General features: G+C 58.1%; 24 protein-coding genes. 14 read left to right on the top strand and 10 right to left on the bottom strand.

What is annotated here, in order from left to right:
* Positions 1 to 397: 397 nt before the first annotated feature.
* The 3 genes from GRI97_RS17540 to GRI97_RS17530 form a co-directional block, all read right to left on the bottom strand.
* Positions 398 to 2971, bottom strand: coding sequence for a sensor domain-containing phosphodiesterase (locus GRI97_RS17540; RefSeq protein ID WP_161392537.1), 2574 nt, complete (start codon positions 2969 to 2971; stop codon positions 398 to 400).
* A gap of 68 nt (positions 2972 to 3039) precedes the next feature.
* A complete protein-coding gene (locus tag GRI97_RS17535) occupies positions 3040 to 3408 on the bottom strand; it encodes a response regulator (RefSeq protein WP_161392536.1) in 369 nt (122 codons plus the stop codon).
* 78 nt (positions 3409 to 3486) lie between these two features.
* Positions 3487 to 4320, bottom strand: coding sequence for an SHOCT domain-containing protein (locus GRI97_RS17530; protein ID WP_161392535.1), 834 nt, complete (start codon positions 4318 to 4320; stop codon positions 3487 to 3489).
* A 506-nt stretch (positions 4321 to 4826) separates the two neighbouring features.
* Between GRI97_RS17530 and GRI97_RS17525 the strand changes: the two genes are divergently transcribed.
* The 9 genes from GRI97_RS17525 to GRI97_RS17490 all read left to right on the top strand — a co-directional run bounded on the left by GRI97_RS17525 (position 4827) and on the right by GRI97_RS17490 (position 10215).
* Positions 4827 to 5519: an ImuA family protein gene (locus tag GRI97_RS17525; protein WP_161392534.1), complete on the top strand. Its 693-nt coding sequence runs from the start codon at positions 4827 to 4829 to the stop codon at positions 5517 to 5519.
* 272 nt (positions 5520 to 5791) lie between these two features.
* Positions 5792 to 6214: a Y-family DNA polymerase gene (locus tag GRI97_RS17520; protein ID WP_235917947.1), complete on the top strand. Its 423-nt coding sequence runs from the start codon at positions 5792 to 5794 to the stop codon at positions 6212 to 6214.
* Between the two features lie 69 nt (positions 6215 to 6283).
* A complete protein-coding gene (locus GRI97_RS18740) occupies positions 6284 to 6430 on the top strand; it encodes a hypothetical protein (protein WP_235917946.1) in 147 nt (48 codons plus the stop codon).
* Complete coding sequence (locus GRI97_RS18735) at positions 6408 to 6563, top strand: winged helix-turn-helix domain-containing protein (RefSeq protein WP_235917945.1); 156 nt, start codon at positions 6408 to 6410, stop codon at positions 6561 to 6563. Before GRI97_RS18740 ends, GRI97_RS18735 begins: the two co-directional genes overlap by 23 nt.
* Before the next feature lie 142 nt (positions 6564 to 6705).
* Positions 6706 to 6915 (top strand): hypothetical protein, encoded by a 210-nt coding sequence (locus GRI97_RS17510; RefSeq protein WP_161392533.1) that lies wholly within the window; start codon positions 6706 to 6708, stop codon positions 6913 to 6915.
* A 181-nt stretch (positions 6916 to 7096) separates the two neighbouring features.
* Positions 7097 to 7306 (top strand): hypothetical protein, encoded by a 210-nt coding sequence (locus GRI97_RS17505; protein ID WP_161392532.1) that lies wholly within the window; start codon positions 7097 to 7099, stop codon positions 7304 to 7306.
* Between the two features lie 527 nt (positions 7307 to 7833).
* Entirely contained in the window at positions 7834 to 8982 is a 1149-nt protein-coding gene (locus tag GRI97_RS17500) for an extracellular catalytic domain type 1 short-chain-length polyhydroxyalkanoate depolymerase (RefSeq protein WP_161392531.1), read from the top strand.
* A gap of 5 nt (positions 8983 to 8987) precedes the next feature.
* The gene (locus tag GRI97_RS17495) at positions 8988 to 9842 is read left to right on the top strand and encodes a transglutaminase family protein (protein WP_328598592.1); all 855 of its coding nucleotides are present in this window, start codon (positions 8988 to 8990) and stop codon (positions 9840 to 9842) included.
* A gap of 70 nt (positions 9843 to 9912) precedes the next feature.
* Positions 9913 to 10215, top strand: a complete 303-nt coding sequence (locus GRI97_RS17490; RefSeq protein WP_161392530.1) for a hypothetical protein — start codon at positions 9913 to 9915, stop codon at positions 10213 to 10215.
* A 37-nt stretch (positions 10216 to 10252) separates the two neighbouring features.
* Here the strand turns inward: GRI97_RS17490 and groL are convergent, their stop codons facing one another.
* Together groL and GRI97_RS17480 are read right to left on the bottom strand one after the other, a co-directional pair.
* A complete protein-coding gene (gene groL, locus GRI97_RS17485; protein WP_161392529.1) occupies positions 10253 to 11887 on the bottom strand; it encodes a chaperonin GroEL in 1635 nt (544 codons plus the stop codon).
* Between the two features lie 70 nt (positions 11888 to 11957).
* Positions 11958 to 12245 carry a co-chaperone GroES gene (locus GRI97_RS17480; protein WP_161392528.1) on the bottom strand — a complete coding sequence of 96 codons (288 nt, stop codon included), beginning with the start codon at positions 12243 to 12245 and terminating at the stop codon, positions 11958 to 11960.
* A 387-nt stretch (positions 12246 to 12632) separates the two neighbouring features.
* Here GRI97_RS17480 and ybaL point away from each other — a divergent pair, with 387 nt between their 5' ends.
* The 5 genes from ybaL (at position 12633) to GRI97_RS17455 (ending at position 21193) form a co-directional block, all read left to right on the top strand.
* The gene (gene ybaL / locus GRI97_RS17475; RefSeq protein WP_161392527.1) at positions 12633 to 14468 is read left to right on the top strand and encodes a YbaL family putative K(+) efflux transporter; all 1836 of its coding nucleotides are present in this window, start codon (positions 12633 to 12635) and stop codon (positions 14466 to 14468) included.
* Between the two features lie 768 nt (positions 14469 to 15236).
* Positions 15237 to 18647, top strand: a complete 3411-nt coding sequence (locus tag GRI97_RS17470) for a response regulator (protein WP_161392526.1) — start codon at positions 15237 to 15239, stop codon at positions 18645 to 18647.
* Positions 18648 to 18654: 7 nt separating this feature from the next.
* On the top strand, positions 18655 to 19482 hold the full coding sequence (locus tag GRI97_RS17465; RefSeq protein WP_377019236.1) for a CheR family methyltransferase: 828 nt from the start codon (positions 18655 to 18657) through the stop codon (positions 19480 to 19482).
* Entirely contained in the window at positions 19479 to 20054 is a 576-nt protein-coding gene (locus tag GRI97_RS17460) for a chemotaxis protein CheB (RefSeq protein WP_161392525.1), read from the top strand. The genes GRI97_RS17465 and GRI97_RS17460 overlap by 4 nt, the downstream gene beginning before the upstream one ends.
* Entirely contained in the window at positions 20051 to 21193 is a 1143-nt protein-coding gene (locus GRI97_RS17455; RefSeq protein ID WP_161392524.1) for a hybrid sensor histidine kinase/response regulator, read from the top strand. Before GRI97_RS17460 ends, GRI97_RS17455 begins: the two co-directional genes overlap by 4 nt.
* 77 nt (positions 21194 to 21270) lie before the next feature.
* On the opposite strand, the gene glsA is transcribed toward GRI97_RS17455, so the two are convergent.
* The 5 genes from glsA to GRI97_RS17430 form a co-directional block, all read right to left on the bottom strand.
* On the bottom strand, positions 21271 to 22212 hold the full coding sequence (glsA, locus tag GRI97_RS17450) for a glutaminase A (RefSeq protein WP_202392840.1): 942 nt from the start codon (positions 22210 to 22212) through the stop codon (positions 21271 to 21273).
* Positions 22213 to 22229: 17 nt separating this feature from the next.
* Positions 22230 to 23066, bottom strand: a complete 837-nt coding sequence (locus GRI97_RS17445) for a type 1 glutamine amidotransferase (protein ID WP_328598591.1) — start codon at positions 23064 to 23066, stop codon at positions 22230 to 22232.
* A 149-nt stretch (positions 23067 to 23215) separates the two neighbouring features.
* Entirely contained in the window at positions 23216 to 23659 is a 444-nt protein-coding gene (locus tag GRI97_RS17440; protein WP_161392522.1) for a BLUF domain-containing protein, read from the bottom strand.
* On the bottom strand, positions 23656 to 25320 hold the full coding sequence (locus GRI97_RS17435) for an EAL domain-containing protein (protein ID WP_161392521.1): 1665 nt from the start codon (positions 25318 to 25320) through the stop codon (positions 23656 to 23658). Before GRI97_RS17435 ends, GRI97_RS17440 begins: the two co-directional genes overlap by 4 nt.
* Before the next feature lie 832 nt (positions 25321 to 26152).
* Positions 26153 to 26730 (bottom strand): helix-turn-helix domain-containing protein (locus tag GRI97_RS17430; protein ID WP_161392520.1); only part of this gene is annotated, 578 nt, incomplete at its 5' end.

The following is a 26730-nucleotide window of genomic DNA, read 5'->3' as shown; positions in this document are numbered from 1 at the left end:
ATTCAAGCGTTGGCAGTCCGACAGAGTTGGAATCCAATATCCGGATCGACTGTTGAACGAAGGAGCTGAGCATGGGTTTGGCAAGAATTGCGATAATGGGTGCTATAGGATTCGCAGGATATAAGCTGGTGAGGAAATGTGTCGCTGATAAGGATGAGTGCGGCATATCCGAAGTAAGGGATGCAGGGCCTGATTCTATGCGCAATGCGCCAGAGGAAGGCTGGGACAATGTCGATCAAGCAAGCGACGAAAGCTTCCCGGCCAGTGATCCGCCCGCCAATTATTGACGGCTAGGATTGGCTATGGCCAGCGCGCTGCTGCAGGATCAAATAGTCCTGACAGCGCGGCTGAGAGTACGAGCCTGACCGAGGATTTGGCTGTATGAGCCGTCGCACACTTAGCTGATATTCCCATAGAAGGAGAATAAGCTGCCCGTTCTTAAATCGGTATTGATGGGATCGGTCAGCAGTCGCCGTATCTCCTCAGGTGTCATCGCGCACCCAAATAAATACCCCTGAAGATGAGTGCAGCCTGCTTCAACGAGGATATCTCTCTGTTCTGGCGTTTCCACGCCTTCAGCAACGATGCCCATATCCAAGGCTTTGCCCAGCCCTATAACCGCCTGGACGATTCCTTGGGCGGCGGCAGATACCTCGATGGCTTCTATGAACGATTTGTCGAGTTTCACCTTGTCGAAGGGGAAGCGCTGAAAATAGCTCAGAGACGAATACCCAACGCCAAAATCATCCATCAGGATCTTCACGCCCAATTCTCGCAACTCTGCGAGCTGATAGAAAGTTCGGTCTACATCCCGTATCACGAGGCCTTCGGTCACCTCGACTTGAAGCCGATCTGGTCGAATTCCCGCAATTTCAACAGCCTCGCGAACTGTTTCAACAAGGTTGCCTGGCAAAAACTGAAGAGGCGAGAGATTGACGGCAACACAAATGCTGTCCGGCAAGGTGCTGGCATAAATGCAAGCCATGCGAAGCAATTGTTCGCCTAGCTGATCAATGAGGCCGCATTCTTCCGCCAAAGGAATGAAAATGTCTGGTGGTACTTGCCCACGAACTGGAGCCGTCCAACGTGCCAAAGCCTCTAGGCTGGTGATCTTCCCTGTATTCGCCATCACAACAGGTTGATAGGCTAGGGTGATATCACCGGCTTTAATCGCTGCGCGAAGATCTTTCTCAAGTTTGCGACGGTCATCTGCCGCGGCTTCTATCTCCGAGTTGAAAAAGCATGCATTGCCTTTGCCCTGCTGTTTCGCGCGATATAAAGCAAGATCGACATTTTCCCGCAATTCGCTTGCACTTGAGCCATCTTCCGGGCTCAGAACGATCCCTACAGACGCCCCCAGATGAGCCACTCCCTTGTCCGTCGTAAAACGCTTCGCGAGAGAGATGGTAATTGCGTGAGCGATTTCCTGAGCGCACTCGCGCAGCCGCTCGCAAGTCAACACCGCGACGAACTCATCCCCACCGACCCGAGCGATCCAACCTGCATCACCGACGGCATCAACCAGGCGATCGGCTACTGCGGCGAGGACGGTGTCGCCTCCTGTATGGCCCAACTGATCATTGACCGCTTTGAAGCGATCCAGGTCAACGCTGAGGAGGGCGAACTTTGCCTCACGTTCGACCAAGCGGCGAAGCTTCTCATTGAAGCTTGAGCGATTTAGTACCCCGGTAAGGGTATCGTAATGCGCCAGCCGACGCACTTTTGATTCGGCCAGGCGAGTGGCGGTAACGTCCTCGGATATTCCCAGAATATATTGTCGGGGCTGGTCAGGACCATCGATCATGGTCCGGGTTGTCCGAAGATGCATTACCTCGCCGTCATCGCGGACGAATTCACTTTCAAACCTTACGTCGTCCGGCGAAGCAATGGCATCGGTGTCCCGCTGCTCATAGGCGGCGCCATAGTCTCGAAACAGCTCGCGGTCCGTACGTCCAATTATCTTGTCTGCTGGGAGCCCAATGACCTGCTCGCCAGCTCGGTTGATCCAAATATATTCCCGTGTTTCAGCGTCTTTTACGAAAAGCATCGCCGGCAGATTGCGAACCACCGTATCCAAAAAGTTCTTTGCGCTCTCTCGTTGCCGTTTGAGCGCTATCCGCTTTGAAATGTCACGAATGATAGCGGCAAACCCAACATGGGGGAGGGTAGTGCCCCAAGGCGCGAGCGACAGCTCGGCAGGAAATTCCTGCCCATTAGCGCGGACTCCTGCCAGCTCGAACGGATGCATATCTGAGCGCAGGAATGCATGAGAAAAAAGATCTGCATGGCTGACGGCCAGTCTTTCAGGAATGATGATCCCAATATCCTCGCCCACTGCGTCCTCTTGGGTGCGGCCGAACATTTTCTCCGCTGCACAGTTCCAATAGACTATTCGGCCTTGCCGATCGGCGGCCACAACAGCATCTGACATCGTCTCCACTACGCGCGCAGCGATTTCGTCCGCCCTGCGCGCGTGGCGGGATTCGATCAAGTCAGTGGCAACTCTGGCGAAGTCTGTAAGGATTGATCTGGGAGCATCCTCCGAACCATCTCTTGTTGCTCGATCAAAAACGCAAAATGTACCTATGCACTGTCCTGACTTAAGGGTGAGCGGCGCGCTGGCGTAAAACCGTATTCCACGGCCCGCTGTGACAAGGGGGGTGTTGCCGAAACGAGGGTCCAGCAGAGCATCACTGACAACCACCGTTTCGCCTGGCGTAACGGTATGGTGGCGGGATACGAAAGTTCCGAATGCTGGCAAAATGGCTATGCCATGTACGGATTTGAACCGCTGACGGCCCTTGTCAATAAGGCTGATTGCCGCGCCTTCAGTTCCCAAAACAGCCGCAGCAAGCCGAGTTATGTTGTCGAACTCAGGATCGATCGTAGATTGTAGAATTCGAGGATCGAATAAGGTGCCGACCCGTTCGGCTCCGTCTGACGATGACAATGGAACATGGGAAAGATCCATTCTCGTGACATATCAAATAAGGATTTAAGGAATGCTAAACTCAAAACAGCCGGGCTGTCTTGTCCGCCTTAACCCGCTCCGCACAGGCGCTGAAGATTTTGAGCGATCGTGTTGATAGGTACAGGCTTTTGCAGAAAAATGCTGGAATTCACGCCACTCGTCTTCCATTCACCTGCTGCGTCTCCGCTGGTATAAATTATGGGGAGGTGAGGAAAACGGCGCCGTGCCGCACGTCCTACATCCCAGCCAGAGCCCTCACGCAACCGGATATCGGTGATGATGGCGATAGGCTGGGTTTCGGTCTTCTCGATCAACTCAATGGCGGCAGATGCTGTGTCGGTGATCACGCTCTCGAAACCCGCGTCGGCAAGCTCGTCTTCAACCATCAACGAAACGAGCGGCTCATCTTCAACGACGAGTACAGTCTGTCTCAACATCGAAAACCCCTCCAACTTCCATCGCCAACATCCTTAGCTGACTTTGGTTCCCGATCCGAGGCATTCGCCGCTTCCCCCTCATAGCTGCGCCAGAAGTTCGGCTTTTTTCGCTTTGAACTCTTCCACGGTTATGATCCCTTTTGTTTGAAGATCAGCCAACTTTTCCAAGAGGGACAATGCATGCAAGCTATCGCCTGCCGATGCTCCGCCCTGCAAAGGTTTGGCCAAAGCTCCGCCGTCGATAGCGGAGTGGGGAGTAGTAACGTGTTCCTTTTGCGACGCATCCGGGGAGGCCGGGGTTGTTTCTCCGCCTTTGCCTGACGAATGGACAACCGGCAGATCATTGATGCTTACCGGCCCTGTCTGGCTGGCAAAACATAATGACTGTGTATTGCTCTGCTGCTGAGCAGCGCCGTAAATCCGCAGATCGCCCGTATCATATATTGTTATGTCACCTCGGTTGCTGACCGCCAGGCGACGCGCTGCCGGAAAGACAGCGTAATGCATATCATTCTGTGATCCGGTCGAACTCGGAACGCCCAAGTCAGCGGGCCAGAAACGTCCGGCTCTTGCAGATCGAGAGGCTGCCAGGGAGCCTGCATCCTGCCGCTGCAGGGTTTCGCGATTGTGCGACAGGTCGGTGACGCCGATGTCTTGTGCTAGTTTCGCAAGATCCCTGCTTAGGGCATCTACACGTTGCTTGAGCCCATCGTTGAACATGTCCCCGATCATGGTCAAGCCACCTTGTGACCATTGTCCCATCCCGCCCAAAGCCGGATGATTGAATTGAGCCTGCCTTCCCCTCCCAGCGCTCAGGGCAGTGAACAGCATATACGCAGCGTCAGGGGGAAATCGATGTTTCTGGGCGAGATCAACTATTGCCTGTTTTCCATCGGAATTGCGGTCAAACATTAGATCTGTTCCATCACTTTGGCTTTTGGACCTTACAGGGTGATCCAGCGTCACCGAGCTTGTCAGCGGTTGAGGGGCTCGCATCAACGCTCAACCGGCTGATAGGTTCTGATCCCATCAAACCCTGGGTGCCATTTATCGCTATCCGGCTCCTCAGCTTCTGCTCGCCGAATTACCCCTCATAGGACTGCTGACAAATGGAATTGTTTGCTGGGATGGAACTTCGATCCAGGCTCAGCCGCAGCAGGAGTGCACACACCAATTTGAAGACGCAAACCAGCACGCTCACTAGCGTCAGGCTAAACGCGCAGCGCTAGTCTGCCACCTGAAGCATCCAAGATCATATGGAGTCCTCCAGTTGGCGCTGGCGCGGTTGCACGCTGCACACCGCTTGACGAACAGGTGCAATTTAGGAGAACACAGAGAGAACAGGCGAGTCATTGACCAATGCCCCCATGATATGCCCATTGCCTCGGCCCAACGCCGAGATGGTAGCTGCTCGCAGAATGCGCGGTGGCGCACTGGGCTTCGGATTGCCGGAACTCGATGACCGGCTCGCAGATCGTGGCCTCAACAGCGGTGGGTTGCATGAGGTCGCCGCCGCGTCTGCCAGCCTTAACGATGACGCGGCCGCCCGGCTGTTCATGGCGGGGATCGCTACGCGCTTCGCCGCGGAGCCCGGCTCCGATGTGCTGTGGGCGGTCACGGTTTTCGATCTCTATGCCCCGGGCCTGGAGCAGGTAGGGGTGGGGCCGGACAAGGTTCTTTACGCGCAGGGACGTAAGGATTTGGAAGTTCTCGCCATGGCGGAGGACGGCCTGCGTGATGGGGCACTCGCCTGCGTCATCGCAGAGGTGAAGGCCGCCGACATGACCGCCACCCGCCGGCTTCAGCTTGCGGCCTCGGACAGTGGCACGCCGATGTTGCTCTATCGAAGTCGCCGTTCGCGTGAACGCTGCCCGCTGTCCACGCCGTCATCGGCGATTACGCGATGGAGGATCAGCTGCACAGCGGCTGAGCGCATGCCCTGGCAAGGCGTTGGCCGTCCCCGCTGGCAAGTAGAGCTGATCCGCCAGCGGAACGGAGATCCTTTTTCCCTAGAACTGGAGGCGTGTGATGCAACGGGTCGCCCCGCTCTTCCTGCCGCAATTGCCGATCGAACGGCTTCGCAGGAACGAGCGGTCAGCCAAGCAGCCTGACGGACGATCGGCGGCAAGGCCGCGCTTCGAAACTCCGGTTGACGGCGATCCCGGGGCCTGCTCCGTTCCGCGCGGAGGTGGCTGGCGCCCGGGTGCGCGTTGGGCCCGAGATAGTGCGCTGCGCGGTCGTCCGGCGCAGGCCGATATCGACGCCCTGCCAGCACACCAGCGCCCCACCGTGCGCGAGATGGGCCGGCGCAACGAGCACGCCGAGCATCCATTCCGGGCGATGCGCCCCGATGACGGCAAACGCAATTGCCCCGACCTGGGCGATGCTGTGGGGTACGCCGACCGTGCTCATAAGCCGAACCGGCCAGAGGGATGTAATCACCGCGGCCTGTCCGCAGGCGCTCGAACTCGGCCTGCATCCTGGCATGGCCGCAGCGCACGCGCGCGCGCTGGTTGCCGACCTCGATGTTCGCGATGCCGAGCCCGACGCCGATCGTGCGCTGCTCGACCGGCTTGCGCTTCATGCTGCGCGACAATGGACCCATTCGATCAGCGTATCTGGTCCGGACAGATTGTGGTTCGATCTTACAGGTACAACGCATTTGTTCGGGGGGGAGGACCGCTTTTGCCGCCGGGTGCTTGCCTTCCTGAAGCGGCTTGGCTTCACCGCACGGATCGCGGTTGCCGGAACGCCTGGGCGGCGCACGCGCTCGCCCGCTATGGTCGCGATCCGATGGCGTTGTTGACCAAGCCGTTCGACAGCGAGGAACTGCTCGCCCGCGTGCGGACGGCCCTGCGCCACGCAGTCTTCGGTCGTGGCCGGCGATGTCGAGATCGATCTGGTCAATCGCCGCGTGCTGAAGGGCGATGTCGATGTGCATCTGACGCCCAAAGAATATTCCAAAATGCCCTGGCCGGGTGATCACGCATCAACAGCTGATGAGCGCTGTCTGGCCACATGATTATGAACGGCACATCGAATATCTGCGCGTGGTGATCCGCAACATCCGGCAGAAGATCGAAACCGATGTCAGCCGCCTGGCGATCCTGGTCAATGAACTGGGCGTGGGATACCGGCTGCTTGGCGGTGAGTGACCGGATCGGCGGCTGCGCAACCGGTAATGCCTTACAATCTGCCCCAGCAGGTGCTATATTTGCTGCATCGCAGGCAAACGCTCTTGTAGGCGCCTGCGGCTGAGAGACACGTCGCGCTCCCGCTTACTCTGTGGAGGCGATCATGGACCTTAACTCACTCTATTTCGACCATCAGCTGCTGTTGATCAGAGCCAGGCGTGCCGCTTCGGTTGGCATCAGGCGTCAATATGAAGTCGAGGCTTCGTACATTGCCGGGCGGATCGGTGGAATGCAGCGCAAGCTTGGCGCTGCGGCGGCTCTGACCTGGGAACGCCTGTCAGCCGTGAACGACCGGGCGTTGGCGAACCGGTAAAGTTGTACCTGACCGGCCTTTCCGATGCTTGAGCACGAACAGCCCATGCCGTGGCTTCAGGCTTCAGGGCCTTGTTTTCTCACTACGCTCAACCTGCATCTGCCCACTGTCACCGGACAGCAAAGTCAGGCGCCAACCCCAGCACGCGAAGGCATGCTGCTTTCGTCGATAAGGAACATTCATGTCATTTACCCCCACCAAACCATTTCTGATCGCCGAGGACGAGCACGGCCAGGTCCGACTGACGTTGCGTGAAACACGCTATAACAGTCAGGGGTACCCATGGATTGTCAGCACAGTGGTTGACGAAAGCTTCGGCACGGTTGCCGCCGCGCGGAAACATGCGGTGGAGCATTTCGGGGCAAAGGCCGGAGAGTTCGCAAGCAAATAATCGACCAGCTGGCACCCCATGTTTGGGGTGGGGCATGGACAATCAGCAAGGAAAACGATGCAATGGCCAAAGGGCAGAAGAAATCGAACCGGGAAGTCCGCAAGCCAAAGGCAGATCAGCCCAAGAAAAACGCGTCTCAGCCAAGTCAGAAAATCGGTGAGGTAAGGGAGCTGGAGAATATGCGTAAAAAATAGCTGCAGCCGGCGCCCTGCCCAAACCCATCTACCTGCGAAGTTCAGCCTGCCCAATCGGGCTGGCTGAGCCGCATGATGCAGCCAGCTGGCGACCAGGACTGCCAACGGGTTTGGCACCCACGCTGGCGCAGTTCTTCTACGATATTCGTAGATGGTGCACCCGACAGGATGCGAACCTGCAACCTCTGCATTCGGAGGGGTGAGAAAACGAAACCAGCGGCATGTGTGTTTACCCTTCTTGCAAATGCTGAAGCTGCCACCCATCTCTTGTGCAGCGCAGCATAGAGTGCGGTTTTTCCCGCTCGTGAGAGCCTCATTGACAAGGATGCCGCGATGTCCCGTCTTTCCGATACATTTGCCCGCCTATCTCAGGTCCGCGGGTTGGCAACGGGACGCGTCCGTGAAGCCGATGCCGGTAGGTTGAAGGAATTGGGCGCTTTCGGCTCCAACCCTGGCTGCCTTCGCGCATCGACCTATGTTCCTCCCGAGCAAGAAAAATCTCCCGCGCTCGTAATCGTCCTTCATGGATGTACGCAAACGGCCGCTGGCTATGACGTCGGCTCGGGCTGGTCGCAGCTTGCCGATCGCTATGGTTTTGTTTTGCTGTTTCCCGAGCAGCAACGGCAAAACAATCCGAACCTTTGCTTCAACTGGTTTTCCGTCGAAGACAATCGCCGGGAGGGCGGCGAGGCGCTATCGATTCGGCAGATGATCGCTGCCGTTACGAACCTGCATGGCATTGATCCAGCCCGCATATTTGTCACGGGTCTGTCTGCCGGCGGGGCGATGGCTTCAGTCATGCTCGCCACTTACCCTGAGCTGTTCGCGGGCGGTGCGATTATCGCCGGCCTTCCTTATGGCTGTGCCGACACGATACCGAAAGCCTTGGGCCTCATGCGCGGACGCGGCGGACCGGGTGAAGCCGAGCTGACAAGGCTTGTTCGCAGTGCTTCCGATCATAGGGGGCCCTGGCCGACCATATCGATCTGGCACGGAAGCGGTGACGCAACCGTCAACCCCGTCAATGCGGACGTGATCATCAGTCAATGGCGTGCCTTACACGGGGTCGGTATCGATCCGGACCGCACCGAGGCGGTGGATGGGTATCCACGCCGGGTCTGGCGGAACGATGATGACCGGGACGTGATCGAGGAATACAGCATCACCGGCATGGGCCACGGCACGCCGCTCGACACATTGAGCGACGACGGCTGCGGCAGAAGCGGCGCATACATGCTGGAGGCGAGCATTTCCTCGACGCATCGGATTTGCGAATTTTGGGGATTGGCGAAGGTTAAACCTTTGAAGCCTTCAAACAACACCGTTCCGGCTAGCGCCACTATCATGCAGAAAACTACGAACCATCATCCGCTGCCGCTACCTCCGCTCGACCAGTCGCCAAAAATCGCCATTCCCGCCGACCCATCTGGCGTAGGCAGGATTATCGAAGACGCGCTCCGAGCGGCTGGGTTGATGCGTTAGCGCTGGTGAAGCTCCGGATACGCCACGACACGATCTATCGCTACCGGCACGCCGTATTGCTGCAACCGCATCGTCTGATGCTGGTGCCGCGCGGCAGTCACGACCTGACCATCCTGTCCAGCTCGCTCGACGTTTCGCCCAAGGCCGATATTGCGTGGGCGCAGGATGTGTTGGGCAACCTGGTAGCGACGGCGAGCTTTGCCGTCCCGACGGACAAGCTCGCCATATCGAGCGAAGTTCTCGTGGATCAGCGAGCGCTTGCGTGGCCCATCTATCGGATCGCGCCCGGCGCGCACACCTATCCGTTCGGCTATTCGTACGGCGAGATGGCGGATCTCGGTGCGCTCCTGCATCCGGAGCACGATGATCCGGAAGGCGTGCTCGCGACCTGGACACGAAGCTTTGTTCTCGGACCTACTGTCGACACGCTGTCGCTCCTGAAGAACATCAATAATGGCATTGGGGATGCTGTGGCCTATCGCACACGCGAGGAGGAGGGCACGCAATCGCCGCTCGAGACACTCTCGATCGCGAACGGTTCGTGCCGAGACATGTCGGCATTGTTTATCGATGCCGTGCGCCACCTTGGCTTCGGCGCCCGCGCGGTCTCCGGCTACCTCCACGATCCCGACGTCTCTCTTGACGACGCAGGATCGACGCATGCCTGGGCTGAGGCCTATCTCCCCGCCGCCGGCTGGATTGCCTTCGATCCCACGCACGGGCGAGTGGGATCGGCCAACCTCATCCCCGTGGCTGTTGGCCGATGCAACACGCAGATCATGCCCGTCACTGGGGGCTATGCCGGTGACGCGGAGGATTTCAGCGGCATGGAGGTGCGGGTGGGCGTTGAAGAGCTATAACTGCGGCGTCGGACGGCTGTCACCATCTAACACGGGTCCGATCGAACATGCGCCCGGAGCCTCATCTGACATGCATCTGCTTGCCGACCCTCGCATCCTCGTTCTCGCCGGAATAGGCTGCCTCATTGCGCTCGTAGAGTGGTTGCTGCCCGCCCTGAGACGTCTGCCGCTTTCGCTCCCGATCGTCTGCATCCGCATCGGAGCTGTCGTGTTCCTGCGGCAGCAAGTGAAGCCGCGGCCCTCGCGCTCTTTACCGCAGACCACCGAGCGCTTTGCCGAGTTGGTTGTCATCATTTTGCTGATGAGCGACCATAACCCATTGGCGTCGTTGTCATCTGAGTCCGGATCTAAACCAAGGAGGCAGAGCGTATGACGCCTCTGCCTCCCACCTTTGGATTTGCGGGCCTGACTTAGAACCCCATACCACCCATGCCGCCGGCCGTCGCAGGCGCACTGGCGCTATCATCGCCCAAATCGGCAACGGCGGCTTCGGTTGTGATCAGCAACCCTGCGACCGAGGCGGCATCCTGAAGCGCGGTGCGCACGACCTTGGTAGGATCGATGACCCCGGCCTGGAACAGATTCTCATATTCCTCGCTCTGCGCGTTGAAGCCGAGATTCTCGTCATTACCATCGATAAGCCGGCCCGCGACCACGCCGCCGTCATGTCCGGCATTTTCCGCGATCTGCCGCAGCGGCGCCTGGAGCGCCCTGCGGACGATGTCGATACCGCGGCGCTGATCGTCATTCACGGCGTTGAGACCGTTCAATGCTTTCGCCGCATAGAGCAAAGCCGTCCCGCCACCAGGTACGATACCCTCCTCGACGGCCGCGCGGGTCGCATGGAGGGCATCATCGACGCGGTCCTTACGCTCCTTGACCTCGACTTCACTTGCACCGCCGACCTTGATGATCGCGACACCGCCGGCGAGCTTGGCAAGACGCTCCTGGAGCTTTTCCTTGTCATAGTCGCTGGTCGTGTTCTCGATCTGCGCCCGGATCGCCTCGATGCGGCCCTTGATGCTATCCGCAGCGCCGGCGCCATCCACGATGGTGGTCGTATCCTTGTCGATCGTGACGCGCTTGGCGGTGCCCAGCATCTCCAGCGTGACGTTCTCCAGCTTGATGCCAAGCTCCTCGGACACCACTTCGCTCTTCGTCAGGATGGCGATGTCTTCCAGCATCGCCTTGCGGCGATCACCAAAGCCCGGCGCCTTGACGGCTGCGACCTTGAGACCGCCCCGCAGTTTGTTGACCACGAGCGTGGCGAGCGCTTCTCCTTCGATATCCTCGGCGATAATGAGGAGCGGACGGCCGGACTGAACAACGGCCTCAAGGACCGGGAGCAGAGCCTGCAGGTTCGACAGCTTCTTCTCGTGGATCAGGATATAGGGATCCTGCAACTCGACCGACATCTTCTCGGTATTCGTGATGAAATAGGGTGAGAGATAGCCACGATCAAATTGCATGCCCTCGACAATGTCTAGCTCGAACTCGACGCCGGTGGCCTCCTCAATGGTGATGACGCCTTCCTTGCCGACCTTCTCCATCGCTTCGGCGATCTTGCGCCCGACGATCTCATCGCCGTTCGCCGAGACGATACCGACCTGGGCGATCTCCTGATTGTTGTGGACGGGTTTGGACCGCGCCTTGAGTTCGGCGACTACTGCAGTGACGGCGAGATCGATACCACGCTTGAGGTCCATCGGATCGACGCCCGCCGAAACCGATTTCATGCCTTCGCGAACGATCGCCTGCGCGAGCACCGTCGCGGTTGTCGTGCCGTCACCCGCATGGTCGTGGGTTTTGGACGCTACAGCCTTGATCATTTGCGCGCCCATATTCTCGAACTTGTCCTTCAGTTCGATTTCCTTGGCGACGGCGACGCCATCCTTGGTAATGCGCGGTGCGCCGAAACTCTTGTCGATCAGAACGTTGCGGCCCTTGGGGCCGAGCGTCACGCGGACCGCGTTGGCGAGAATATCGACACCGCGCGCGATGCCTTCACGCGCGTCACGGGAGAATTTTACGTCCTTGGCTGACATGGTCAGTGGTCCTTTATGGAAAAATCGGTGAACCGTTTCGCTACGGCCGGACTGATAGGAAAAGGCTGGGTCAGCCAATGACGCCCAAAACGTCGCTTTCCTTCATGATGATAAGGTCTTCGCCACCGAGCTTGACCTCGGTGCCCGACCATTTGCCGAACAGGATCTTGTCACCGGTCTTGACGTCCAGCGGCTTGATCTTGCCATCCTCGGCGCGGATACCGCTGCCGGCGGAGACGACCTCGCCCTCCTGCGGCTTTTCCCTGGCGGTGTCGGGTATGATGATGCCGCCAGCCGTCTTTTCAGAGGCTTCGATGCGGCGCACGAGCACGCGGTCATGGAGGGGGCGAAATGTCATAGATCAGGCATCCTGTCGCTGGATCGCGACGAAATCGTCGCTTTCACAAGCGGGAGCCAGCGCTGCCAAATTGCGAGCTGGCAGTCTCAAGCCGAGAGTGCCAATGCAGGCGATATGTGCATTGCGCCGACCGATAACAAGATGGTCCTCGCCGCTGGCATGAATAAACATCATCGATCTATATGAGCATCCGTTCGCTTCGCAGAGCCGGGCCAGCGGCGCATTTTCTCTGCGAGCGGATCGCGTTTACCGGTGGAGTGGTGTAGGGCTAACGTCTCATCAATATCGAGACGGATGACAGGCTAAGGGCGCCGCGCGCCTCGAATGTGCTTTCTATCGATGGTTCACCAAGCGCGTCGACCCGGCGGGCTTTCCGAAAGGATGCCGATGCCGCATGACACCAGTCTCATCACCACGATCGTCATGGGGCTGGTCCTTGCCTTCTTCGGCGGCTTCATTGCGAGTCGGCTGAAGCTGCCCCCGCTGGTCGGCTATCTGGTGGCGGGTGTCGCGGTCGGCCCCTTTACGCCTGGCTTTGTCAGCGACGCGGGAATGGCGGAACAGCTTGCCGAGATCGGCGTGATCCTGCTGATGTTCGGAGTCGGCCTGCATTTCTCGGTCAGGGATCTGCTTTCCGTTAAACGGATCGCCATCCCGGGGGCGATCGTGCAGATCACGGTCGCGACACTGCTCGGCGCGGGGCTGACCCATGTATGGGGCTGGACGCCCGGCGCTGGCATCGTCTTCGGCCTCGCGCTCTCGGTTGCCTCGACGGTGGTGCTGCTCCGCGCGCTCGAACACCGCAATACGCTGGATTCGATCAACGGCCGCATCGCTGTTGGTTGGCTCATCGTCGAGGATCTCGTCATGGTCCTGGCGCTGGTTCTGTTGCCGGCGCTTGCGGGCGTACTCGGCGGCAACGCCAGCGACGGCAGCCAAGCGACGGGCGGCACCATCGCCCTGGCGCTGCTGCTGACGCTTGGGAAGGTCGCGCTCTTCCTTGCCCTGATGCTTGTTATTGGCACGCGCGCGGTCCCCTGGGTGCTGGAGCGCGTCGCACGGACAGGATCGCGCGAGCTGTTCACGCTGTCAGTGCTCGCAACCGCGCTGGGCATTGCCTATGGATCGGCGGCGCTGTTCGGCGTGTCGTTCGCGCTCGGCGCCTTCTTCGCCGGTGTCGTGCTGAGCGAAAGCGACTTCAGCCATCAGGCTGCAGCGGATTCGCTGCCGTTGCAGGACGCCTTCGCCGTCCTGTTCTTCGTCTCGGTCGGCATGTTGTTCGATCCGGCTGTGCTCGTGCGCGAGCCGCTTGCAGTGGTCGCGGTTCTGGCGATTATCGTCGTCGGCAAGTCCGTCGCCGCGTTCGCTATCGTACTGACCTTTGGCTACCCCGCACGAACAGCGCTTACGGTATCGGCGAGCCTTGCCCAGATCGGCGAGTTCTCCTTCATTCTGATCGGCCTCGGCGTGACGCTAGGTTTGGTTCCGGTGGAAGGCAGGGATCTGATACTCGCCGGGGCGCTTCTGTCGATCACGCTCAACCCGCTCGTCTTCAAGACCTTCGATGGAATCGAGCAATGGCTAGGCCGGCAACCGCGAGTCATTTCGGTTCTTGAGCGTCGCGGCGGGCAGGCCCTGTCCACTCTTCCTGAGCGAATGAACGAGGGAACGCATAATCACGCGATCATTGTCGGCTACGGTCGGGTGGGCCGCGTAGTCGGCAAGGCGCTCAACGACGAGAAGCTGCCGGTCATCATTGTCGACAAGGATCGGCGACGTGTCGAGGCGCTTCGCGCGAAGGGCATACCGGCAATCTATGGCGATGCGTCCACCCCCGGCATTCTCGAGGAAGCAAGTGTTGCCGCTGCACGCCTTCTTGTGATCGCGACGCCCGAAGGCTTTCAGACGCGGCGTATTATCGAACTCGCCCGTAAACTCAATGCGGACATTGATGTCGCCGTGCGGACGCATAGTGAAGCCGAGGTGGCCCATCTTGAAAGACAGGGCGTCGGCCTTGCCATCATGGGCATGCGCGAGTTGTCGTTCGGCCTGGCGGACTATGCGCTGCGCAGCTTGGGCGTATCAAGGAAACGCGCGGCGGATATCATACAAAAGGAACGCATCTCCGGCGAAGGCGGCGCATTCGAGCGGCGGCCCGACTGTCCTGCGCGCGAAGCCCCGGAACTGCGCATCCGTCGCCAGGACGATGAAGGGTCCGCTTGAGAGTGCGTTAAGGTGGGTAGCGTTCCGCTATCAGTGCGGACTTTTTGGGCAGGCCGTTCGTCTGATGTTGTCGTTGTAATGCGGTAAGATCGGCTGCTGATCTTTTCCGGCACGCCTCGCCATTTTGATATGCATCAAGGATGCGCGCCATCGACGCCTGCATCTGGAAATCAAAAGCGCGTGAGGTCACCGAGCCTGCTTGTTCACGCGGTCTTTGCCATCAGAGCCTTGGACGCCATCGAAATTGCCTCTCCGGAGGCTAGGATGCCACGTGAATACCTATGCAACTAGCAATGTTGCCGTACGAGCCGCTGGGGTTCCAAGCTGAGCGAATGACTAGTTCTAACGAAAGCCGCCGTTCAGAGCTCGATCGGCGAAGGACACACTCTGGTTGACTGCCGCTGGAATAGTTTCTGGCAACTTTCGTCGTAACTGCTGTCGATGCGCCAGATCGAATCTACGCACTTTGATCGACTGTAGCTGCGCGCTATCGCTGATTGAGCCGTGGGGAAGACCCTTCTCACCTACAAAAATCAAAATCATTTGGCTGAGCCTCGGTCAACCGGGGATCAAGGTCATCAGCGAGAGCGACCTACCCTCAGATTAGAACACGGTGCTTTTGGGCAGTAGGGCCTGTCCTCTGCGATAAAGCCTTGCTGCAGCACATCCTACGCTGTCCGCGGCGACATTTCTTGCATTGGTTCTAAAACAGTCGATAGGCGGGTTGCGACTTCCTATCTCCGCCGACCAACCAAAATGAGAAAATTCATGCAGACGATCCTCTCGGCTGTCCGCGGACAGCGATGGTCAGCCATTGGGCTGGCTCTTGGCCTTGCATTCTTTCTTGTTAGTGGGGCCGTTGCCTACCTCAACATTCAGAAGCTGCGGGAGAGCGACGAGGCAATTCGGCATACCCACAGCGTGCTTAGCGCGCTCGACGATCTCCTGTCGGCAGCGCAAGATGCGGAAACGGGGCAGCGCGGCTATTTGTTGACAGGCAGCGAGGCGTATCTTGAGCCGTATAGCAATGCTGCCGCGGGCTTGGCTTCGCAGCTGCGCAACGTCGCCACTCTGACCCGCGATAATCCAACCCAGCAGGCAAATCTGGTCCTGTTAAGGCGACATGTGGATGCAAAACTTGCTGAGTTGCGCGAAACCATCAGCTTGCGCCGGACGGAGGGCCTCGTAGCTGCCGTAGCAGTCGTCACTTCTGACCGGGGCAAGGTGGAGATGGATGCTATCAGGGCTCAGCTGAATGCTATGGCGCAGGAAGAATTGCGCCTGCGACAGATACGGACGGACGACATGGCGGCAGCCTCGCAAACCGCTGTAACGGGTGGCGTCGTTTCCAGTCTGATCGGGGCCGCTCTCACGATCGCTATTTTCATGCTGCTGCAACGCAACGCCCGTGCGCGTCAGCGCCAGCAATGGCTTCAAACGGGTCAGCTCGGCTTGGCCGAGGCCATGCGGGGAGATAAATCGATCGAGCAGCTTGGCGAGGCGGTCCTATCTTTCCTGGCTCAATATACGGGTTTTAAGGGCGGGGCGTTGTTCAAGGGTGAGGGTGGCCGCTTTAACCGCGCCGCTACGCTTGGCGTTCCGCCTGATGCGGACATTCCCGCCAGCTTCGGTCTAAAGGAAGGGCTACTTGGTCAAGTCGCCGCCGAAGGCCGACCGATTGTGCTGGAAAACGTACCTGATGGCTATCTAACCATCGGGTCGGCTTTTGGGCGTGACCGCCCCCGTCATCTTGTGATCGCACCAGTCAAGGCCGACGAGGTAGTCAACGCGGTCATGGAGTTGGGTGTCTACCAGCAGGTGGACCCAATGATGCTGGAACTGCTTGATCAGGCGTCGCCCTCGATCGGCATCGCTCTGCGTTCCGCCCGCTTCCGCGCTCGTTTGCAGGACGCATTGGAAGAAACCCAGCGACAAGCCGGTGAACTGCAGGCGCAGAGCGAGGAGTTGCGTGTTTCCAACGAGGAACTGGAGGAACAAGGGCGTGCGCTGAAAGAATCTGCAGTCCGGCTCGAGCAGCAGCAGGTGGATCTTGAAGAGGCCAACAGCCAGTTGGAAGAGCAGGCACAAGCACTGGAGAACCAACGCGATGAACTGGAGCGGACAGGTGCCTCTCTGCAGCTCAAAGCGCGTGAGCTGGAGCAGGCAAGCCAATACAAATCGGACTTCCTCGCGAACATGTCGCACGAGTTGCGCACGCCGCTCAATTCACTGCTAATCCTTTCGAAGCTGCTGGGCGACAATGACCAGGGCAATCTTTCTGCCGATCAGGTGAAGTTCGCTCGGACAATCGAAAGCTCGGGCAATGACCTTCTTACCCTGATCAACGATATTCTGGATTTGTCGAAGATCGAGGCCGGCCATATCCAGATTCAACCCGAGCGGGTAACGCTGCAGCGTATGATTGGCGAGGTTCGACAGCTGTTTCAGCCGATAGCCGACGAAAAGAACCTGCCCTTTGAGGTGGAGATTGCCGAGGACTGTCCACGCGTTGTGGAAACTGACCGGCTGCGCATCGAGCAGATCCTCAAGAACCTTTTGTCCAACGCCTTCAAATTCACTGAACGCGGCAGTGTCCGGTTGACTATTGCGCTGGCGGCAAATGACAGGTTGGCACTCAAGGTAATCGACACCGGCATCGGTATGTCGAAGGAGCAGCAGAGCCATATCTTCGAAGCCTTCCACCAGGCGGACGGCACCATCAGCCGCCGCTACGGCGGTACTGGACTTGGACTCTCCATCTCTCGCGAGTTGGCGCGGCTGCTAGGTGGCCGGATCCAGCTGGACAGCGAGCCGGGAGAGGGCAGTGTTTTCACGCTGACTGTGCCGATCGCGTACGACCCCGCAATGGTCGAAGCCCGCACACCCACCCCGGAAGCGATGGCCACGCCTAGGCCGGCGGCCGTGCCGCCCCCTCCTGATCCCACGCCGCAGCCGGCAAATGAAGACGATCGCGATGTGCTAGCGGATGGACGCCGCGTCTTGCTGGTGATTGAAGATGATGAAGTCTTCGCGGGAATTGTTTGTGATCTGTCGCTCGAAATGGATTTCCAGTGCCTGATCGCCGGCACCGCTGAGGAAGCGATACGCCTGGCACGCAAATATACGCCAAGCGCGATCGTTCTGGACCTCGGCCTGCCGGACCAGTCGGGCCTCACAGTTCTTGATCAGCTGAAGCATGACGATGCGACCCGGCATATCCCGATCCACGTCGTGTCCGCATCGGACCATAGCCAAGCGGCGCTGTCGCTAGGTGCGGTCGGTTATCTGGTGAAGCCGGTGAAGCGCGACCAATTGGCCGGAGTACTCGAGACACTGAGTGCCAAGCTTGCCACCAGGATGCGTCGAGTACTGATTGTAGAGGATGATCCGGTCCAGCGTGATGCCGTCGGCAATCTGCTGTTGTCCGATGACGTCGAGACGGTTGGCGTCGGCACTGCCGCAGAATGCCTGCAGAAACTTCGCACCGAGACTTTCGACTGTATGATTCTGGACCTAACGCTGCCCGACACATCAGGTTTCGAGTTGCTGGAGGCTTTGAGTGCGGAAGGCGACCATGGGTTCCCTCCGGTGATTGTCTACACCGGACATGACCTTTCGCCTAAAGATGAACAGCGCCTACGTCGCTATTCCAGTTCGATCATCATCAAAGGTGCCAAATCGCCCGAGCGGCTACTCGACGAGGTTTCGCTGTTCCTGCACCAGGTTGTGTCGGAATTGCCGCCAGAACAGCGGCGGATGATCCAGAAGGCGCGGAACCGTGATGCCGCGTTGGAAGGGCGCCGTATCCTCATCGTGGAAGATGATATTCGCAATGTCTATTCACTGAGCAGCGTGCTTGAGCCACGCGGTGCCCTGATCCAAATCGCCCGTAACGGTCAGGAGGCGATTGATGCCCTATCAGCCGCAAGCGGAGATCCCGCGGGTCAGATCGATATGGTGCTGATGGATGTCATGATGCCTGTGATGGACGGCATCACTGCAACGCGAGAGATACGTCAAGACCCGCAATGGCGTAATCTGCCGATCCTGATGTTGACGGCCAAGGCTATGCCTGACGACCAGCAACGCTGTTTGGGGGCAGGTGCCAACGACTACATGGCCAAACCGATTGACGTCGACAAATTGCTCTCCCTGGTCCGCGTATGGATGCCGCGATGAGGGTCATATGATGCCACACAGCGTAGAGGATATCGAGATCCAGCTTCTGCTGGAGGCGCTTTATCATCAATATCACTACGATTTTCGCCACTACGCCCGCGCATCTGTCAAGCGCAGGTTGATCCAAGCGCGCACGCAGCTTGGGTTTTCCAGCTTCTCAGCCATGCAGGCTGCATTGCTGCATGATCTGTCGACGCTGCCCCGCCTGCTCAACTATCTGACCGTCCAGGTCAGCGAGATGTTTCGCGACCCCGCCTATTTTCGTGCTCTCCGGGAAAAGATAATTCCGCATTTGCGAACCTATCCCTCGCTGAAGGTTTGGGTCGCTGGGTGTAGTAATGGTGAAGAGCTCTATTCCCTCTCAATCCTGTTCCGTGAGGAAGGGCTGGAGCAAAGGACGATGTTTTACGCCACGGACATTAACCCTGAAGCGTTGCGTGCGGCTGAGGCGGGCATCTATCCGCTCGACCAGATCCGCAAGTTCACCGAGAATCATCAGCAGACGGCCGCACCAACTTCACTGTCGGACTATTACACGGCGGACTATGGCCGCGCGGCATTTGACAAAACACTGCGAGAGCGTGTCGTATTTTCCGACCACAGCCTCGTGACCGATGCCGTTTTTGGTGAAATGCATCTCATTTCATGCCGGAATGTCCTGATCTACTTTGATCGTTCGCTGCAGGATCGGGCACTCGGCCTGTTTCGAGACTCTCTGGCGCGCAAGGGTTTCCTTGGCCTGGGAGCAAAGGAAAGCCTGCGCTTTTCCAAACATGCCGAGGCCTTCGCCGATTTTGTTCGGGAAGAAAAAATCTATCAGAGGCGTGAGCCATGAGCGGAGCGCCGTTTCAGGCAGTGGTAATCGGCGCCTCCGCCGGCGCGGTCCAGGCGCTTTTGCGGCTTCTGCCTGCGCTGCCCGGAGATTTTCCATTGCCTGTCTTGATCGTCGTCCACGTTCCGCCTGATCGTGACAATGCTTTGGTATCGCTTTTTCGCGAGAAGTGCACACTGCCGGTCAAGGAAGCTGAAGACAAGGAGCGAGCGGAGCCGAGCACCATTTATTTTGCCCCGTCCGATTATCATTTGCTGGTAGAGCAAGACGGCACCTTGTCCTTATCATCCGAGCAGCCCGTCAATTACAGCCGCCCTGCGATCGATGTTCTTCTAGCGACAGCGGCAGATGCTTGGGGCGCTGGTCTTTGCGCCATCGTACTAACTGGCGCAAATGACGATGGGGCCGCGGGACTGAAAGCCGTAGCCGGTGCAGGGGGCGTGGCGATCGTAGAAGACCCAGCAAGTGCGCAGTTTCCGACTATGCCAGCAGCAGCGCTGGCCGCCTGTCCGACGGCGCGTGTCATGACCCTCGCAGACCTTCTCATTTTTCTCCCAGGATTGGTAGCTGCATGATCATTGAGAGCGAGCCTATTACCTGCCTCCTGGTAGACGATCTGGAGGAAAATCTGCTGGCGCTGGAGGCGGTACTGCAGCGAGAGGGTCTCGTGTTCGTGAAGGCCCGGTCAGGCGAAGAGGCACTGGAGCTCCTACTCGTCCACGATGTCGCGCTCGCATTGCTAGACGTGCAGATGCCAGGGATGGACGGGTTTGAATTGGCAGAGTTCATGCGCGGTCACGAGCGAATCCGCCATGTTCCAATAATATTCCTGACCGCCGGGAGTTCAAACCAGAGCCGTCGCTTTAAAGGCTATGAGGCAGGCGCAGTAGACTTCATCCAGAAGCCGATCGAATCCGACATCCTCCGTTCTAAGGCGAATGTTTTTTTCGACCTTTACGGCCAGCGGCGCAAGATAACCGCGCAGCGTGATGAGTTGGCCCAGTTAGCCGCAACCCTGCAGGCAACTGACAAGCGCAAGAACGAATTTCTGGCGGTCTTGGGTCATGAACTACGCAATCCTATAATGGCGCTCGGCGCCGGCCTGAACCTGATGGATAGGCATGAGGGGACCGATATCGGGCGAGACATCCGCTTGCGAATGCAGCGACATGTCCATCATATTTCCCGACTGATCGAAGACTTGCTGGATATCGCCCGCATCGATCAAGGCAAGATTTCCCTCAAGGTCGACATGCTGTCGCTGCAGGATGTGCTGAGCTTTGCGGTTGAAGGCAGCCGCCCCATGATAGAGGCTGCCGATCATCGGTTGGTTGAAAATATTCCTACTGAGCCGATCGCCCTTCGGGCTGACCATGCGCGCCTTACCCAGATCATTGGTAACCTGCTCAACAACGCCGCCAAATATACTCCAGCGGGCGGCGAAATCCAGCTGACCGTACGGGTATATGAGGAGTCCGTAGAAATCGATGTCTCCGACACTGGCATCGGTATCCCTGAAGATATGCAGGCCAAAATTTTCGATCTGTTTACACAAATAAAAGACGCAAACACCCCATCCAAAGAGGGGCTCGGCATCGGGCTCGCGCTGGTTCGGCAGCTGGTTGAATTGCATCAAGGCTGCATCACTCTTGAAAAGAGCGGACTGGGGCAGGGAAGCCTTTTTCGTGTCAGGCTACCTATAGTCAGTGGATGACAGCCTCTCCAGTGCCTGGACGAAGCCCCACCGGTGGTCGCGAGCATATGACGATGACTGAACTTTGTGGAGGGCGCTTACAGTTTGATCAATGGCGGACCAAAGACCGACCATCCTGTACGATACGCCAGCATCTCTAGCGCACGCACGCCCAGCATCGAATTGCCATGCTGATCGAGGTTGGGTGACCATGCTGCCACCGAACCGATTTCCGGAACGATCGCCAATATGCCGCCGCCCACTCCACTTTTGGCGGGCAAGCCAACCCGCAATGCAAAGTCGCCCGATCCGTCATAATGCCCGCAGGTCATCATCAACGCGAGGAGCTCACGCATTCGCGTAGCTCTGGCGTGATCGGCCGCGTCGCCTACCAGGGCGGTTCGAGCAAGGAACAGGCCAGCACTCGCCAGGCCCCGGCAATCTAGGGCGATAGCGCATTGTTCGACATAGGCCGCCATGACGACGTCTGGATCGGAAAGTAGGTTGCCATGGTGTCGCATAAAACTGAGCATCGCCCGATTGAGGTCGCCTCCCTCCTGCTCGGAGCCAACAACGGCCTCGTCTAAACGAACCCGGTCTTTGCCCACCTGTCGCTCTACAAGATGCAGGACGGCGCTAGGGCGGGCCGTCTCCTTTAACTCGCTGGTTAAAATGTCGACAACCACAAGCGCGCCGGCATTAACGAAAGGGTTACGAGGTATGCCGTCGGTGCGCTCTAGTTCGACGATGGAGTTGAACGGGTCGCCCGACGGCTCGCGTCCCACGCGCTCGAAAACCTTGTGGCCCACAGCGTCCAGAGCTAGTTCCATCGCAAAGACTTTTGCGATGCTTTGGATTGGAAACGAGGTCTCGACATCGCCGGCGCTGAAAGTTTCTCCATTCAATGCGGCAACGGCGATGCCGAAGCCGCCAGGTGTTAGCCCCTCCTCCTTAGCGTCTGCAGCAGCTTCGATCTTGACCGCATCGCGGGTGATCTCGCTGGCTATTTCGGACAGAACCGTCTGGATAGGGCTGGGCACTTAAAAACACTCTCCTATCAGCGCCCTGGCCGACGATCGATCGTCGGTACGGCGCGGATGAAATTGATCAGCTCGCGTCTGCGTAGCCTCTCGTCAGCTACTTCGTCATCTATGCCAAGCATCCACCGTGCGGAGCGGTCGCAGGGGGAGATGTGAAGCTTTTGCAACCGGTCGGCGTGCTCTTCTACGTCGGCCTCCTTTTCGGCCAAGCCCATACGAACGATGTCGGGTGCCTTCGTGCGAAGCGCGATAGCGATTTCGGCTAGGGCGAGCTCAGGATGATACTGGACGCCCCAGAAGATGCCGCGATCGAACCGGATCTCAGCCGCTTGCACTCGGCTACTTGCGTTACCCGCCAGCCTTGTCGACCCTTGAGGCAGTTCTTCAACCTCATCGCCATGGAAAGCCAATGCGTCCCAGGTCGTAGGACGACCGGCAAGCAATGGGTGCGTGCGTCCCTCCTTTGTCGCTGTGATGCGGCGGGCCACACCTGCTTCCATATCCTGGTGCGGTATCTTCCTGACTGTGCCGCCAGCGGCCGCCGTCGCAATCTGAAGGCCGGCGCACGCGCCGAACGATGGCGTGCCAGACGAGAAGACTTGTCTCATGAAAGCGATTTGCCTGATCGTTTCGGAACTTTCACGATAGACGTGCAGTGGCGATCCGCTCAGAAATATAGCGTCGTACCGGCAAAGATCCTTGCTGGGGTCTATTCCTTCGTCTTCGGCCGGTTGACAGATATCGATGGAGCAAGCGGGCTCCAACTGACGAAGTGTTGCGGCGAATGTTTCCCCAGCGCTTTTCCCGGCGCGCTTGCGACGCTCTGTACGCTCGTTTGGAGTTTCGCTCTGCACGATAAGAAAATGCGGCAATTGGATCCCTTAGAAAACGCTGACCTCCACCAACGCACGAGCGGCGAGATCGTCTCAGTCCAAGGTTTGCGTGGCACAAAGTGGTTCGAAGGATGAGCTGTATGAAGAGCTCACTGGCCAGCCCCGCGCCTTCAGTATTTCGGGTTTTCCTCTTGCAGAGCGAGCCGATACAGAACCGAAAGTAATTCGTCGCCGGTCATGCGTGTTGCATCGAATCCACCCTGTTCTGTCAGGTCCCCGTACACATCCGCATCGTTCGGTTTGGCTCCGACGAAGCCCATTGACCAGTCTCCGAAGAACCGAAATTGAACGGGTTCGAAAGCTAAGAGCGAGACGTCGCCATGGCGCTCATCTTGCTGAATGCGCTCAAAAACAGCCTCGACTGCATGCTGGGGCCCCTCTAGCACCTGGGCAAAACATCCTGCGTTGAACATGAGGGCCCCAGTCACGCCGACCTCAGCATTTTTCGTTCGGCTGGTGGAAAGGATTGATGCAATAGATAGCGATAGCTCTTTTGGCTCGCCGATAATCCTGTTCTTGCTGTAATATACTAGCCGGTTGAGATTTGTGTTCACGCTAAGTCCATTTCCGAATTCTCTGCAAATCGGTGGTCTAGCAGCATTCTTGCAGCTTCCCGCGATAGCGGACGGCCAGTGAGATAGCCTTGGACGTCAGTGCATCCTTCCTCGCGGACGCATTCAAGCTGTGCCCAAGTCTCAATGCCTTCAGCCGTCGTTGTCATCCCCAAGGCTGACGCAAGTTGGGTAATCGCTCGCACGATCACCCGTCGCTCAGCGCTAGTGTCTATCCCCCGCACAAACGACCGGTCAATCTTGATGGCGTCAAAAGGAAACTTTTGGAGATAACCAAGGGAGGAATAGCCTGTACCGAAATCGTCCATTGCTATTCGCACTCCGAGAGCACGTAATCCGTTCAAAACTCCTAAGATTGCGCTCGAATGTTCCATGAGTGCCCCTTCGGTTATCTCCAATTCGAGCCGGCTCGGTTCAAGACGGGAGTAGGCCAAAGCAGATGAGACAGTCTGCAAAATCTTTCCGGTGCGAAATTGGACGGGTGACAAATTGACCGCGACGGAAACCGGCTTCGGCCATGAAGCGGCCTGCCGGCACGCCTCGCGAAGCGCCCATTCACCAATGTTAACGATGGCTCCGATTTCTTCAGCAAGGGGGATGAAATCTGCAGGAGAGACCAAGCCTCGTTGAGGATGAGACCAGCGGATCAGCGCCTCAAATCCAACTAAAGAGTTAGATTGGAGATTCAGCTTGGGCTGATAGACCAGGTGCAACTGCCCAAGAGGGAGCGCACGCCGCAGGTCAATCTCCATCGCTCGACGTTGCTGCATTCTTTCGTCCATCCCAGGCTCGTAAAAGCGATAGGAGCCTCGACCCTCTGCCTTCGCTCGATAGAGCGCCAGATCGGCGTTGCGGAGCAAGGCACCTGCTTCACGGCCATCGCCAGGATAGATTGCAACACCTATGCTTGCGCCGATATGCAGCATGTGGCCGTTGATGGCGTACGCTCGTGCAATCAGGTCGACGAGGCGCGAGGAAAGCTCTTCTGCAGCAGCTGGCTGGGGTAATCCTGACTGGATGATTGCGAACTCGTCTCCGCCCAACCGGGCGATAAACTCACCCTCATGAAGCACTTTGCGGAATCGATCAGCTACCTTTTGCAGCAAGGCGTCGCCCATTGCGTGTCCCAAGGAATCATTGATCGCTTTGAATCGATCCAGGTCGACGTAGAGAATGGCGACATTTCCGATCTCCCCGCAGGCTTCCTTCAGGGTTTCGGCGATTTTTTCGCGGAGGGCAGCGCGGTTCGGGAGGCCGGTGAGGGGGTCACGTCGCGCCAATTCAGCGTTGCGAACGAGCGAAGTTACGTCATCTAGGCTGAGCACAAAACCACCGCTCGACAGCACCCTCAGCATGCAGTCCAGAAGTCTCCCGTCATCTAATCTTATGCGAACCTCTTCGGGCGGTAAATCTGTATCAATGGCTCTGAAGACATCGCTTTCTGCCTCAGCACCACTATTCATCAAGAGCGTGGCAAACGTTAGACCGATAGGATTAATCGGACTGAACAGTTCGTCAGCGCTGTGGTTTACGTATTCAATCTGACGCGCCTCATCCAATATGAGAACGGCAGTCGCCATTTCCGGCAACGCCGCTGATCGAGGATTAAGCTGGGCTGCGAAAAGAGGAGAGAATTCGTTCATAGTCTTTCCTGAAGATTCATGCGCCCATCCGACGGCCTCTGTTAGTCGGGGTAACGCGGAAGCCCGCTGCGAAGGCAGGGGGCTATAAGCTTGCGCTTCAATGCTGTCATATCTCTTTGTTTATTATGTAATAAATTGATGCAATTGGGCGCTTTTCGATCTGACCTTTAGTGTCCATGTCGATCTCCGTTTGATAGCCATTTATGCGACCAACCGTTCAACGCACGAAATTCGTATTAGATGCGACAATTGCAAAAAGGAATTTTGAAATATAATTTCACTTTTAAGAAATTATAAAAAATCTTGTTTTGTTATCAAGTATTGAAATATAATTACGTTCATAAAATTTTGGTTTTTCCTGAATTTCTGAAAATCTCGCGTCGGCACCCCTCAGTGCGCGCTTATCCCCCCGCCTCGCCCGCACACTTAATGTGTGGCAAATCATGCATTGGGCGAGGCGGCTGCAACCCTAGCCGTACTGCGGGACTGAGCGTGATTTTCGCTCGCGTGTCCGTGATGCATATTGATGCACGCTCAGGGGGTAATTTGCTCGCTGCGGTAAAAGAGCGATTTGGGCCGCGGGGGAGGGTGAGGCGACGCGTTTGAAGCGCCTCCGTGCCGATCGAACTTTCGCCATCATGCGACCTTTCAGCGCGCACCACGCGCGTCGTCTGGCACGGCCCTTGCTCCTGGCCCCCTGGACACCCCGGGGCGGCGCAGCCGCCCCTGCGCGACGGCGCCAACTGGTGCCTCGCGGAGGAGAAGTGCCGTCATTTCGGCCGGGGGTCAGAAACAAATCAGAGCCTGAGGGCGCAAAGCGTCCTCAGTCCTTTTATCCTTTAGTTCTGAGCAGGGGGTACAATGCCAGTCTGGCACTCGCACTCTGACCATCAGAGCCATCGAGCATAGCCATGTGCTCGCGCATGGCTTCTACGTCCCCGCCGTACATATGCTCGATGCGCGCCGCTGCCGAGGCGCCAGCCAGCGCGCGGCGGTTGACCTGGTTGGCTGTGCCCTTGGCGCTCAGCGCGCCTGTGACGCCCTTGAGCAGCCGTTCGGCCTTGATCGCCATGCGATTGGGAACGGCGCCTGAGCCCGTCATGCGCCTGGCTGTCTCGCGCAGCTTGTCGCCCAGCTTCTGCCGCAGCGTGCGCAGGATCTCGACTGGCAGGCCGGCCAGATCGATGAAATAGGAATTGCTGGTTTGCTGGCGCTGCGGGCCTTCGCCCTTGGCGTTGCCGGTCTTGACCGTCCGGCGCACCCAGTCGACGATTTTCTGCCGGCGCAACGCCTCCAGCTGGCGCACCACAGTGCGCCGAGAGAGTCTGCTGCATTTGGCGATCGTATCGAGGCACGGATCGCAGCGGCCGCTTTTGCCATCCATCACGCTGAACAGTGCTTCGAGCACCG

Origin of the sequence: Croceibacterium xixiisoli (assembly GCF_009827305.1) — a bacterium.
Taxonomy (GTDB): Bacteria; Pseudomonadota; Alphaproteobacteria; order Sphingomonadales; family Sphingomonadaceae; genus Croceibacterium_C; species Croceibacterium_C xixiisoli.
This window is presented reverse-complemented; position numbering and strand designations above follow the sequence as displayed.